Source organism: Pseudomonas sp. AP42, from assembly GCF_001728935.1.
Lineage (GTDB): Bacteria > Pseudomonadota > Gammaproteobacteria > Pseudomonadales > Pseudomonadaceae > Aquipseudomonas > Aquipseudomonas lactis.
Genome location: NZ_LYSO01000002.1, coordinates 138,865 through 152,330 on the forward strand (window position 1 = coordinate 138,865; position 13,466 = coordinate 152,330).

Below are 13,466 nucleotides of genomic sequence, written 5' to 3' on the forward strand. Positions count from 1 at the left end.
GGGGCGGTGCAAGGGGAGCGGATGGTTCGGCGAGGGAGGCGAACCCGTGATGCGGATGTCGAGCATTCAACTTCGAAAAATATAAAAAAACCCGTACTAAACACCCGAATGAAAGAGTAGGAGAAAATAATAATGATCAAACAACTGAATACTCATCTGCGCAAGATCTGCTTCGGGCTGCTGGTAGCCGCTCCGGCCGTGCAAGCCCAGGTTTCAGATGGTGTAGTGCGTATCGGCGTATTGAATGATTTGTCAGGTACCTATGCCGGGCTTTCCGGTCCGGGCTCGGTGTGGGCCGCAAAGCAGGCGGTGGCCGACTTCGAGCCTGAAAAACATGGCCTGAAGGTCGAGGTCGTGGCGGCTGATCACCAGAACAAGCCAGATGTAGGGGCCAGTGTGGCCCGTCGTTGGTTCGATGTGGATAAGGTGGATGTGATCGTCGACGTGCCGACTTCGTCAGTCATCCTGGCCGTCAATGAAGTGGTGAGGGAAAAAAACAAGGTGCTCCTGGTATCCGGTGGCGGCAGTTCCGATCTGACCGGTAAGGCGTGCAGCCCGAACACCATTCATTGGACCTACGACACATGGGCGCTTGCCAACGGTACCGGTAAAGCGGTGGTGGGGAGTGGCGGCAAAAGCTGGTTTTTCATGACGGCGGATTACGCCTTTGGTCACGCATTGGAACGTGATACGGCGTCGGTCGTTGAAAAAAGTGGCGGAACAGTGATGGGCAAGGTTCGCCATCCGTTCCCGGGCACCGATTTTTCGTCTTACTTGTTGCAGGCCCAGGCTTCCGGGGCGCAGATAATCGGGTTGGCAAATGCCGGTGGGGACACCATTGTTGCCGTCAAGCAAGCGTCTGAATTTGGCATCACCGCTGGTGGCCAGAAGCTAGCCGGTTTGTTGGTGTTCATTAGCGACGTGCAAGCGTTGGGCCTGGAGGCGGCACAAGGGTTGATGCTGACTGCTGCCTGGTACTGGGACATGAATGACGCGAGCCGTGAATTCGGTAGAGTATTCGCTGCTGCCAACGGCGGGAAATTTCCGACAATGGCGCAGGCTGGTGTTTACTCCGCCGTCACGAACTATCTGCGAGCAGTTGCCGTCAACAATGACGATGGGAATGGTGCCGAAGTCGTCGCCCGGATGAAGGCGGTCAAAACCGAGGATAAGCTCTTCGGCGAGGGAAGTATTCGTGCCGATGGTCGCAAGATCCACCCACTCTATCTCTTCGAAGTGAAAAAGCCCTCCGAGTCCAAGTACCCTGGCGACTATTACAAGTTGCTGTCCACAATACCTGCCGATGAAGCATTTCGGCCGATGTCCGCAGGCGGTTGCTCGCTTGTTACTTTGAAATAAGCACTGAGGTTTCAAACAGGTCGAGCATTGGCTTGGCCGGTTTAGAACAAAGGGAGAGCTATAGTGCTATTCGCGGTAGCGATATTGGGTGGCTGGATATAAGAGTTAAAACATTTTCCTTGCAAGTTATGGCGCCACAGAGGGCGCCTTGTCAATTATTAAAGTCGCTCGTGCTCGAAGGCCGTCATCACTTCTTTTGCGGTATCAATAAACGACTGCAATAGCGGCGAAGTGTTACTGCTGCGCCATCCAAGCATCACTTTTACCAAGGGCATCTGCCCCTGAATAGGCCGGTATGTAAGGTGCTCAAGGTGAATGCGCTGAACAGAACTCGGTACCAGGGCCAGGCCTACGCCTGAGCTGACGAGGCCCAGGCAGGCATAAATCTGGCCGACCTCCAGTGCCGCGTTGGGTGTGAAACCTGCTTCCGCGCAAAGGCGATAAATCATGGTATGAAAATCGGGAGCCAGTTTGGGCGCGTACAGGACAAAGCGCTCGGTGGCGCACTGACTCAGCGCCACGCTGTCCTGGGACGCCAGCGGGTGGTGCTCCGGGATCGCAAGTACGAAGGGTTCTGTCAGCAGCGTCTCGGTGCTGATTCCGTCGAATTGCGATGTGGGGCGCATGAAGGCGATATCGACATCGCCTCGCAGGAGCGCATCGGCCTGGTCCACCACAGGGAACCAGCGCAGGACCACTTCCACATCCGGGAAGCGTTCGCAAAAGGCGCGGTAAATCGGCGGCAGCAGGGTATAGGACATATGTTCGAAGAAGCCCACGGACAACCGGCCAATCTCTCCGCGTTCGGCGCGTTGAGCCTCCAGTGCCGCGACATCCGTGGCCCGTAGAATCTGCTTGGCATGAATATAAAATACCTGGCCAGCATCTGTAAGTTGCACATGGCGCTTGGTCCGTTGAAATAGCGTTACGCCGAGCTCCTCTTCTAATTGACGAATCTGTTGACTCAGAGGCGGCTGGGCAATGTGCAGTCGTAACGCGGCCTGAGTGAAACTCAGCTCCTCCGCAACTGCAATAAAATAGCGCATGTGCCGCAGGTTCATATTAATACCTTTTTAATATTATTCTTGATCAAATTATATATTGGAAGTCTCGGAAGTCAATTCGTAACATGTCTTCCGTGGCCTCAAGACAGTGGCTCAATACATTGATTCGGCTCTTATCGGAAGACATTTTCTGCCATTTGAAAACGGCGCAACTATAGGAGAGATAAGTTGGATAACAAGATTCTCAAGCGCGCAATCGATAGAGTGTTGACACGCATTGACGCGACCCTCGATCAGCCCGGCCAAGGGTTTCCCCATTACGCCGACCAAACCACTGGTGAATGGACTCGTAGTCCGGCAGGCGACTGGACGGGGGGGTTTTGGGTGGGCATGCTTTGGCTTGCCGCCTGGCATACAAAAGAGCCGCGTTACCATGATCAAGCGCGGATCTGGGCCGAGCGCCTTGGGCCACGCGCTTCGTCCCAATCGGCGTTCAAGGGCTTTCTCTTCTGGTATGGCACCGAGCTGGGCGCTGAGCTTCTGAACGACGAAACGGCGCGCAATTTGTCGTTGGCAGGCACTCGCGGATTGCTCGACATGTACAACCCCCAAGCGCAATTGATTCCCTTGGGCAAAGAGGCCGAGGAGGCCTCGGATGTCGGCAGCAACGAGGCAAACATCGATGCGCTGCCAGGGCCGGTTCCTTTATTGATCAAGCATGCGGCAGCGCTTGACTCCCTCGAGATTGCTCGCAATCACCTTCGCCAACATATCGCACTCTGCGTGCGCGATGACGGATCTGTCTGTCAGTCCGCCAGTTTCGATCCGCAAACCGGGGCGTTGCTGCGCCGTTACACCCACAAGGGCATTCACGGCGAAAGCACGTGGACTCGTGCCCAGGCGTGGGCGATGGTTTCCCTCGCTCAGGCGCTCAATCGCGGAGAAATGGAATTCCGAGACGTCGCCATTCAGGTTGCTGACTGGTGGTTGGAACATCAGCCCAAGGACCATGTGGCGTACTGGGACTTCGATGATCCGGCAATTCCCGATACCAGTCGCGACACCTCGGGTGCTGCCATCGCCGCGGCTGCATTGTTAAAGCTTGCTGTCTGCCTGCCGGAAAGACGTGAGCGTTATCGGCAGTCCGCAGAGGCGATCGTCGAGGCATTGGTGCTGCGCTATCAGACCCCGGTCGGTGCCAGCGACTCCCGCCCCGTCGGCATCCTCACCCATGGTTGTTTCAATCGAAAGCTCGGTGTCGCAATGGAAAACGAGTTGATCTGGGGTGACTACTTTCTTTTCGAAGCACTGTTGGTACTCGACGGTCGCCTGGCTTCCGAGCGGGTATGAGCACACAAATCAGTCACAAGGAGACAGCCATGCCTGAGTTCAATAGTCCTCATCGCGGAGAGGTTTCGTCCCTCATCGGCACGCAGACCAGCTACACCCGCACAGTCAGTGAATACGATATCTACGCGTTTGCCGGGATCAGCGGTGACAACCATCCCAATCATGTCGACGAGGAGTATTGCAAGCGCGTCGGCTTGGGCGCTCGGGTGGCCCAGGGGGCAATGTTGGTGGGTTACATCGCTGGCGCCGTTACCAAGTACCTGGGGCTGATCGACCGCCCGGCCGTTTCCTACGGATACGACCGGGTACGTTTCACCCAGTCCGTATTCATAGGTGACACCTTGACCGTGAGCTACCGCATCGCCCGTGCCGATGATGAGAAGAAGCGGCTTTGGGCAGAGGCGGTACTGACCAACCAGCACGGCGACACCGTGTGCGTCGGCACCCACATCATTCACTTCCAAGAGTAACGCCCTCGGCACTCATAAAAACAAGAGGAGAGTGTAATGACCAAAATATGCTCGGCTGCCGAGGCCGTGGCCGATATTCAGTCTGGCCAGACGGTTGGCTGTGTCGGTGTTATCGGATGGCTCACGCCGGATACCTTGCTGCAGGCGCTGGCGCAGCGTTTCGAGGAGAGTGCCTCGCCCCGGGATCTGACTTTTTTCTTTCCGGTCAGCGTTGGCGACGCGATGGACATCCGCGGGATGGATCATGTCGCGATAGAAGGCTTGATGAAGCGCGTCATCTCGGGCAACTACATCAATACGCTGGATCCGAAGACCGGAAAACGTCCGCAAATGATGCGCTTGATCCGCGAGAACAAGGTCCAAGCCTATTGCTGGCCCATCGGCGCGACCATGCATTGGCTCCGGGAAGTGGCGCGCCGCGGTCCGGGTTACCTCACGCGCATCGGCCTGGGTAGTTACATCGACCCGCGCCAGCAAGGGGGTAAATATACGGCGTGCGCTGAGGAAGATCTGGTCAAGCTGGTGGAGTTCGAAGGCCAGGAATATCTGTTTTATCCCGCTCAGCCAGTGGACGTAGCCTTGCTGCGCGCAAGCAGTGCCGATGAGTACGGCAACCTCAGCTTCGAAGACGAGCCGATCACTTCCAGCGCCTTGGCCATGGCGCTCGCGGTTAAGGCCTGTGGCGGCACAGTGATCGCGCAGGTCCGCAAGATCGTCCCCCGCCAGGCGCGGCCGGTGCACGCTGTGCGTGTTCCCGGCGAACTGGTGGATCGTGTTGTCGTTGCCCCTCAAGCCATGATGACCACCGAGGTCGTGTATGACGACAGCTACCTGGGGGGGCAGCTCTTTCCTGGTGGCTGCACGGCAGTACTGCCTGCCGGTGCCGACAAGATTATCGCCCGGCGGGCGGCTTGCGAGATTCGTCCGGGCGTGCCGAGCATCTTTGGCTTCGGCGCATCTTCCGATATCCCGAGCGTGATGATGGAAGATGGCGCCTTCGATGGCGACGGACTCCTGCGTCACCGCTTTACGACGGAGCACGGTCCGTTCGGTGGCATCGTCATGAGTGGCTGGCAGTTCTCCGCCAATAAGTATCCGGAGGCGCTGCTCGATGGCCCGGCCCAGTTCGACTTCATCAATGGCGGCAACTGCAAGGTCGCAGCGCTGGCGTTCGCCCAGTTCGATGAAAACGGCAACGTCAACGTCAGCCGATTCGGCGCTGCGAACCCGGGGCCTGGCGGGTTCATCGATATCGCCTACAACGCTGAAACCTTGATTTTCACCGGCACCTTCACGACCGGTGGGCTGGAGGTGGCGTACGAGGGTGGCGAGTTGCGCATCGTGCGTGAGGGATCGGTACGCAAGTTCGCCCGCCACGTGCAGGAAATTACCTATCCGGTGCGCCTCAACGTCGCCACCCGTGGCCAGCGCGCCATGCTCATCACCGAGCGGGCGGTGTTTGCCATCGAGCCCGAAGGGCTGGTGCTGACGGAAATCGCTCCCGGGATCGACCTGCAAAGCCAGGTACTCGATCTGATGGACTATGCCCCGATGCGCATAGCCGACCCCTTGCCCCTGATGAATGCGGCCGTGTTCAAGTCCTGAGCACGCCATCGTCGCGCCAATAAACGAGGAGATTCCACGCTATGGCTGTTATCAACTATTTGACCACCATCCAATTCGAACAGGGCGCAATCGAGCTATTGCCGTCCGAGCTTGATCGCCTGGGCATACGGCGGCCCTTGATCGTCACCGACCAGGGCGTGCGCGCTGCCGGGCTGCTTGATCGCGTACTGGGGACCCTGGCCTCGCCTCCCGCCGCGATCTTCGACCAGACGCCAGCCAATCCCACCGAGGAGGCGGTCGTCGCCGCTACTGCGATGTTCAAGGACAATGACTGCGATGGCATCGTTGCCCTGGGTGGCGGATCGCCGATCGATCTGGGCAAAGCGACGGCGCTTCTGGCCACCCATCCTGCGCCGCTGCAGCAGTATTCGGTGGTGGATGGCGGTGTCGGGCGAATCACCGATAAAGTCGCGCCACTGGTGGCGATTCCCACGACGGCAGGGACCGGCAGCGAAGTAGGGCGGGCCGGCGTTATCGTGATGAAGTCCGGGCGCAAGCTTGGCCTGTTGAGCCCTTATCTGCTGCCTAAAGTGGCCATTTGCGACCCGGATCTGACGTTGGGCCTGCCGCCGATGTTGACAGCGGCTACCGGCATGGATGCGATCGCCCACTGCATCGAGACCTTCCTGGCGCCTGCCATCAACCCGCCGGCCGAGGCCATTGCCCTGGATGGTTTGCGTCGGGGCATGGCCAATATCGAGCGCGCGACGATCGATGGCAGTGACCGGGAGGCGCGCTGGAACATGATGATGGCGGCGACTGAAGGCGCGATGGCGTTTCAGAAAGGACTGGGAGCGGTGCATGCCCTGTCCCATCCCCTGGGGGCCGTGCCCGGCATTTCCTTGCACCATGGCACCCTCAATGCGGTGCTGCTGCCGGCAGTGATGCGTTTCAACCGGCCAGCCGTCGGTGCCAAGTACGAGGCGTTGGCCCAAGCCATGGGACTGAGTGCAGGCGTCGCCCCAGATGAAGCCATTGCCCGGTTGACCGCCCGCCTGGGTCTGCCCGTGAGCCTTGGCGCGATGGGCCTGGACCGGGCTGCGCTGCCTGAGATTGCCCAGGCCGCCCTCAAAGACCACTGCCACGCCACCAACCCCCGTCCTGCCACCGCAGAGGACTACCTGCGGATGCTCGAGGAGTCTTATTGATGAATGAGCAACATGTAATGATTCGCGATGCCGTCAGGCGGTTCGCCGAGCAGGAGATTGCACCGGTCTCCGAACGCCTTTGGGAGGAGCAGGAGTTTGCCTATCAGGTCTGGAAGCAGGCCGGAGAGTTGGGCTTCCTCGGCCTTCCCTACCCGGAGGAGCACGGTGGCGGTGGCGGGGACTGGCTTGGCTTTACCATTGTGCTGGAGGAAATCGCCCGGGTAGACGCGGCTGTGGCATCGTCCATGATGGCCAATTCCACGCCCGCCAGCCTGATCAACAATTATGGCACTCCTGCGCAGAAGGAGCGTTACTTGCGCCCCATCATCGACGGGACGCAGGTCGGCTGCATTGGGCTGACCGAGCCGAATGCAGGCTCGGACGCCGCCAATATCCAGACCCGTGCCGTTCTGCGAGACGGTCAGTGGATCATCAATGGTTCCAAGACCTTCATCACCAATTCGGGTACCGACATCACCGGTCCGATCGTGATCGCAGCCGTTACCGGCACGCGGGACGACGGGCGCAAGGAAATCTCCAACTTTATCCTGCCGTCCGATACCGCCGGTTTCAGCCTGGGGCGCAAGCTGCAGAAGATCGGTTGGCGCGGATCGACCACTTATGAACTGTTCTTCGAAGATTGCGTGCTGCCGGCCGACCATCTACTCGGCGAACAAGGCGCGGGGCTCAAGCAGACCCTGGGCAACATAAGCACCGGGCGCATCCTGATCGGTGCGCTGGGGCTGGGTATTCTGCAAGGCTCCATGGAACGCTCGGTCGCCTACTTGAAGGATCGCAGCGCCTTCGGCAAGCGGCTCGAACATTTTCAGGCGCTGCAGTTCAAGGTCGCCGACATGGCCACCCATGCCCACGCCGCCCGCCTGATGCTCTACGACGCGGCCTCGCGCAAGGACGCCGGTTTGTCATGTGATGTCGAGGCGTCCATGGCCAAGCTCTTCGCTACCGAGAGGGCGATGGAGGCGGCTCACCAGGCGATCCAGATCCATGGCGGCAACGGCATCATGACTGAATACCCGGTCGCACGCGCTTTCGGCGACGCCAAGGTATTGGAGATCGTCGAAGGCACTTCCGAAATCCAACGCATGATCATTTCCAGGCAAGTGCTGAGCTAAACGCGTCCTGCAGCCTGTGCCGGTTCCGTTGGGGAGCCGGTCGTTCAGCTATCTTCGGGGAAAATCAGCATGCCAGGCTCCAATCCTTATGACCTCGGCCTTGAGCAAAGTCCGGTCAACTACCGGCCTCTCACGCCGCTGGGCTTCATAGCCCGCACCGCCCAGGTATATCCGCAGCGGTTGGCGGTTATCCATGGTGCGCGTCGATACAACTGGTCCGAGACCTACGACCGGGTCTGCCGCCTGTCATCTGCGCTCAAGGCCGCGGGCATTGGCCGTGGCGATACGGTGGTATTGATCGCCGCCAACACCCCGGAGATGATCGAGGCGCATTTCGGCGTACCGATGTGTGGCGCGGTCTTGTGCACGGTCAACACCCGGCTCGATCCTGCGGCAATCGCCTACATCCTGATGCATTGCGAAGCCCGGCTCGTGATCAGCGACACCGAATACGCGAGCGCCGTCGGCCAGGCGCTGGCACTTTTGGAGCACCGGCCAAGGGTGATCGACATCGATGACAGCGAGGGGCCGGGCGGCGAGCGTCTGGGTGAGCTCGACTACGAGGCGTTCATCGGCGCGGCTTCTACAGACGAGCATTGGCAGGAACCTGTGGACGAGTGGCAGCCGATTGCCCTGAACTACACCTCGGGCACCACAGGGCGTCCCAAGGGGGTGGTTTATCACCATCGGGGGGCTTATCTGGCGGCGCTTTCAAATATGCTCGACTGGCAAATGCCGCGGCACTCCATCTTCTTGTGGACCCTGCCCATGTTCCATTGCAATGGCTGGGGCTTCGTCTGGACCATGGCGGTCAACGCCGGCACTCACGTGTGTCTTCGCCGCTGTGAACCGCAATGCGTGCTGTCGATGATTCGACAACACGGTGTTACCCATTACTGCGGCGCGCCAGTGGTGCACGCCATGCTGGCCCATGCGCCAAAGGAGTGGAAAGCCGGGATCAGCCACCGTGTTCATGGCCTGATCGGTGGCGCTCCGCCCCAACTGCCGGTGATTGCGGCGTTGCATCGAATGGGCATCGATCTTTTGCAGATATACGGTCTGACGGAGGTCTACGGTCCCGCTGTGATATGTGCCGAGCACCAGGAATGGAGCGAGCTTTCCACCGACTTGCTGACCGAACGCAAAAGTCGACAAGGCGTGCGTTATACGGCTCAGGAAGATATGGCGGTCCTGGACCCCGAGGACTTCACGCCGGTGCCGCGCGATGGCCGCAGCATTGGCGAAGTGATGTTCCGCGGCAACATGACGATGATGGGCTACCTGAAGGATCCGCAGGCCACCGCCGAGGCCTTTTCGGGTGGCTGGTTTCATTCCGGCGATCTTGCCCTGGTGCATGAGGACGGCTACATCCAGATCAGAGACAGGGCTAAGGACATCATCATTTCAGGTGGTGAGAACATCAGTTCGGTCGAGGTCGAGGAAGTGCTTTACCGGCATCCGGCTGTCCGTACCGCGGCGGTGGTTGCCATGCCCCATGCCAAGTGGGGCGAGACCCCCTGTGCCTTTGTCGAGACGAGCCCTGACGCGAGCATCGGCGAAGCGGAACTCATCGCCCATTGCCGTTCCTGCCTGGCCCATTACAAGGTGCCGACGCGGGTCATCGTGGGGGATTTGAGCAAGACGGCAACTGGCAAGGTGCGCAAAGTCGAACTGCGTGAACACGCCTTGCGGCTGGCTTCGAAAGATGCGGCCATCCCGATCGATTGAAGGACGTTCGAGACTGAAATTCCGGTTTCCGTAGGCCTGTTCGGGCTTGCGCGATGTTGTGCAAAAAAATTCAACTGGATGCCTCATCCAGGTCGAGTGACGTTGCAGACGCGGACAGTGTCGGCGGCGATCACGACGGCCCGGTGGTTTCGGTATCCCTGCCTTTTGAGCGAGGAGACACCCATGAAAATTCTCGGCCATAACTACACTGGCGGTACACGTCGCGGTGAAAGCGGCGTCTATCTGCACAGCTACGATGCGACCTCTGGCGAGCGGTTACCCTATGACTTCGTCCAGGCGAGCCCCGCCGAAGTCGATGCGGCTGCCCTGGCCGCCGCTTCGGCTTTTCCCACCTTTCGTGCACTGCCGGCTGTCAAGCGTGCGGCGTTTCTCGACGCTATTGCCGACGAACTGGATGCACTGGGTGATGACTTCGTTTCCCTGGTAACCCGCGAAACCGCGCTGCCTGCCGGCCGTATCCAGGGTGAGCGTGGCCGTACCAGCGGCCAGATGCGGCTGTTTGCAAACGTGTTGCGCCGTGGCGATTTCTACGGTGCCCGTATCGACCTGGCGCAACCCGATCGCAAGCCGCTGCCGCGTGTCGATCTGCGTCAGTGCAAGATGGGCGTTGGACCGGTGGCTGTATTCGGTGCCAGCAACTTCCCGCTGGCATTCTCCACGGCAGGTGGTGATACCGCCGCCGCCCTGGCTGCTGGTTGTCCGGTGGTGTTCAAGGCGCACAGTGGCCATATGGCGACCGCCGAGTGCGTGGCCGATGCCATCATCCGTGCCGCGCAACAGACCGGCATGCCCAAAGGCGTGTTCAACATGATCTACGGCGCAGGCGTTGGCGAGGCACTGGTTAAACACCCGGCGATCCAGGCCGTTGGTTTCACCGGCTCGCTCAAAGGCGGTCGCGCGCTGTGCGACATGGCCGCGGCGAGGCCGCAGCCGATTCCGGTGTTCGCCGAGATGTCCAGCATCAACCCGGTTCTGGTGCTACCCGAAGCGCTCAAACAGCGTGGTGCCAGCGTGGCCAACGAGCTGGCCGCTTCGGTGGTCATGGGCTGTGGCCAGTTCTGCACCAAACCCGGTCTGGTGATCGGCATTCGCTCGCCGGAGTTCTCCAGCTTTATTGAAAAAATCGCCGGCTTGATGGGTGATCAGCCAGCGCAAACCATGCTCAATGCCGGCACCCTGCACAACTACGAGAAGGGGCTGGCGGTACTGCATGCACATAAGGCCATCAAGCATCTGGGGGGGCAGGCACAGGAAGGTGAGCAAGCCAGGCCGCAGTTGTTCCAGGCCGATGTCAGCCTGTTGCTGGAAGACGACGAGTTGCTCCAGGAAGAGGTTTTCGGACCGATCGCCGTGCTGGTCGAAGTGGCTGACAAGGCCGAGTTGATCAAGGCGCTGCATGGCCTGCACGGTCAGCTTACCGCGACCCTGATTGCCGAGCCAGGCGACTTGGCTGCATTCGCCGAACTGGTGCCTGTGCTGGAGCAAAAAGCCGGCCGGTTACTGCTCAACGGCTACCCGACCGGCGTCGAGGTGTGTGACGCGATGGTGCACGGCGGGCCTTATCCCGCCACCTCGGATGCGCGCGGCACCTCCGTCGGTACGCTGGCCATCGACCGCTTCCTGCGCCCGGTGTGCTACCAGAACTACCCGGACACGCTACTGCCGGAGGCGTTGAGGAATGCCAACCCGCTGGGCATTCAGCGTCTGCTGGACGGTTGCAGTACCACCCAGGCGATATAAGGCGTCATCCGCAGATGCTGATGGATGTCGGTTCGCCGGGTATCTCGACGTAATGCCGTTTGGAATCGCCGATTACCACCTAACAAGAAGAGAGAACTATGCACGTACTTCGTCCCACCCATACTTTTCTGCTGTCCGGCCTTACTGGGGTTTTTGGCGTTTGTTCATCCGCTTCGGCTGAGTTCCTTGCGGACAGCAAGGCCAGTCTGGACATGCGCAATTTCTATATGAACCGAGACTTCCGCCAGCCAGCGGCCCCACAAAACAAGGAGGAGGAGTGGGCGCAAGGCTTCCTGTTGCGCTACGGATCCGGCTATACCGAAGGACCCGTAGGCGTGGGGGTCGATGCGCTTGGTTTACTCGGCATCAAGCTGGATTCGAGCCCGGATCGCGCGGGCGCCACCGGTCTGCTACCGCGTGGCGCCGAGTCGAGGAGGGCACCCGATGACAATAGCGAGCTTGGCCTGACTGCCAAGCTCCGGGTCTCCAAGTCCACCCTCAAAGTGGGGACCCTGATTCCCAAGCTGCCGGTATTGCAGCCCAACGATACACGGCTGCTGCCGCAGACCTTCCAAGGGGGCTGGCTGAACTCGACGGACCTCGCGAGTCTGACCTTCGACGCCGGTCGCCTCACCCAGGTGAACCAGCGCGACTCGACCAATCGCGAAGACATGACCGTCATGAAAGGCCCCAGGCGCAACATCGTGACCGGGGCGAGGGCCACCACCGACCAGTTCGACTTTCTCGGTGGCAATTTCATGTGGAGCAAGACGCTCAGTACTGGCTACCACTACGCGCAGTTGGACGACCTGTACAAGCAGCATTATCTGACGGTGATGCATGTGTTGCCTATTGCCGAGGGGCAGGCGCTGAAATCCGATCTGCGTTGGGCCCGTTCGACCGATGACGGCAGCAGCAATGTCGACAACCAAATGCTCGGCGCCATGTTCACCTATTCAATGGGTGCGCACGCCTTCGGTCTCAGCTACCAGAAAATGAGCGGCGATACCGGTTTCGCCAACGTTCAGGGCACCGATCCGTACCTGGTCAACCTGCTGCAAATCAACGACTTCGGCAATCAGGACGAGCGCTCCCTGCAAGCCCGTTACGACTTCAACTTCGCCGGCCTCGGCATTCCTGGCCTGACCTTTATGACCCGCTATGTAAAAGGCGACCAGGTTGACCTGGGAGTAGCTTCGGGAACCGGCAAGGAGTGGGAGCGTAATACCGACATCGGCTATGTGATCCAGAGTGGCGCGCTGAAAACGTCGGCATCAAATGGCGCAACGCGACGTATCGCTCGAGCTTTGCCAGTGACATCGACGAGAATCGCCTGATCGTCAGCTACAGCCTGCCGCTCTGGTAAGGCTGTTGCGTCGATGTCCATGGCGGGCGCCGCCGCGGTTATCGGTTGATGCCGTAACCGCGGTAGTGGCGTGTCGGATGACCTTGATGCCTAAAAGCGAAACGTAGAGCGCAGCACCAGTATTTGCGAGTTGTTGCCGCCGGCGCTTTTGATCGCCGAACCGATGTCGTAGAACAGATAGTCGAGGTCAACGGAAACGTTAGCGGTCGGCGTCCAATTGGCGTTGGCCTGATACAGGGTGCCCAGGCGTTTTCCGCTGCTGGCGGTTGTTCTGGGCGCTGTGGTCATGCCGGGCAAATAGACGCCGTCATCGTTGCTTTCTCGCCAGGCAGCAAACATGCCCGGTTCGAAACGGAACTTGTTGAAGTGAGTCGGCTTTTCCGACGAGCGTGGGGGCTGCGAAAGTCGAGGTAGACGCTCGGTCATTCGCGCGCGATAGTGGCCAGCAAAGTGCTGAACCATTGAGTGATCGTCGGGTCCGGAAACACATGAACGCCTCGATAATCCTTCATGGTGGCCGA

At 59.7% G+C, this 13,466-nt stretch carries 10 protein-coding genes and 1 pseudogene; 9 read left to right on the forward strand and 2 right to left on the reverse strand.

Annotation, left to right across the window (positions count from 1 at the left end):
- The first annotated feature begins 132 nt into the window (after positions 1 to 132).
- Positions 133 to 1,359, forward strand: a complete 1,227-nt coding sequence (locus A7K61_RS01730) for an ABC transporter substrate-binding protein (RefSeq protein ID WP_069556821.1) — start codon at positions 133 to 135, stop codon at positions 1,357 to 1,359.
- 158 nt (positions 1,360 to 1,517) lie between these two features.
- Here the strand turns inward: A7K61_RS01730 and A7K61_RS01735 are convergent, their stop codons facing one another.
- Positions 1,518 to 2,420: a LysR substrate-binding domain-containing protein gene (locus A7K61_RS01735; protein ID WP_069556822.1), complete on the reverse strand. Its 903-nt coding sequence runs from the start codon at positions 2,418 to 2,420 to the stop codon at positions 1,518 to 1,520.
- 171 nt (positions 2,421 to 2,591) lie between these two features.
- On the opposite strand from A7K61_RS01735, the gene A7K61_RS01740 reads away from it, so the two are divergent.
- From A7K61_RS01740 to A7K61_RS01775, 8 genes and pseudogenes are all read left to right on the forward strand, one after another.
- Entirely contained in the window at positions 2,592 to 3,713 is a 1,122-nt protein-coding gene (locus A7K61_RS01740; RefSeq protein WP_069556823.1) for a glycoside hydrolase family 88 protein, read from the forward strand.
- A 29-nt stretch (positions 3,714 to 3,742) separates the two neighbouring features.
- A complete protein-coding gene (locus tag A7K61_RS01745) occupies positions 3,743 to 4,183 on the forward strand; it encodes a MaoC/PaaZ C-terminal domain-containing protein (protein WP_069556824.1) in 441 nt (146 codons plus the stop codon).
- 36 nt (positions 4,184 to 4,219) lie between these two features.
- Positions 4,220 to 5,788, forward strand: coding sequence for an acyl CoA:acetate/3-ketoacid CoA transferase (locus A7K61_RS01750; protein WP_069556825.1), 1,569 nt, complete (start codon positions 4,220 to 4,222; stop codon positions 5,786 to 5,788).
- A 41-nt stretch (positions 5,789 to 5,829) separates the two neighbouring features.
- Positions 5,830 to 6,957 (forward strand): iron-containing alcohol dehydrogenase, encoded by a 1,128-nt coding sequence (locus tag A7K61_RS01755; RefSeq protein WP_069556826.1) that lies wholly within the window; start codon positions 5,830 to 5,832, stop codon positions 6,955 to 6,957.
- Positions 6,957 to 8,090 carry an acyl-CoA dehydrogenase family protein gene (locus A7K61_RS01760; RefSeq protein WP_069556827.1) on the forward strand — a complete coding sequence of 378 codons (1,134 nt, stop codon included), beginning with the start codon at positions 6,957 to 6,959 and terminating at the stop codon, positions 8,088 to 8,090. The genes A7K61_RS01755 and A7K61_RS01760 overlap by 1 nt, the downstream gene beginning before the upstream one ends.
- Before the next feature lie 69 nt (positions 8,091 to 8,159).
- Positions 8,160 to 9,818 carry an acyl-CoA synthetase gene (locus A7K61_RS01765; RefSeq protein WP_069556828.1) on the forward strand — a complete coding sequence of 553 codons (1,659 nt, stop codon included), beginning with the start codon at positions 8,160 to 8,162 and terminating at the stop codon, positions 9,816 to 9,818.
- Positions 9,819 to 10,001: 183 nt separating this feature from the next.
- Positions 10,002 to 11,579, forward strand: coding sequence for an aldehyde dehydrogenase (NADP(+)) (locus A7K61_RS01770; protein WP_069556829.1), 1,578 nt, complete (start codon positions 10,002 to 10,004; stop codon positions 11,577 to 11,579).
- Positions 11,580 to 11,677: 98 nt separating this feature from the next.
- Positions 11,678 to 12,945, forward strand: a pseudogene (locus tag A7K61_RS01775) (OprD family porin).
- A gap of 90 nt (positions 12,946 to 13,035) precedes the next feature.
- Here the strand turns inward: A7K61_RS01775 and A7K61_RS01780 are convergent.
- Positions 13,036 to 13,371: an alginate export family protein gene (locus tag A7K61_RS01780; RefSeq protein WP_256557690.1), complete on the reverse strand. Its 336-nt coding sequence runs from the start codon at positions 13,369 to 13,371 to the stop codon at positions 13,036 to 13,038.
- Positions 13,372 to 13,466: the final 95 nt, after the last annotated feature.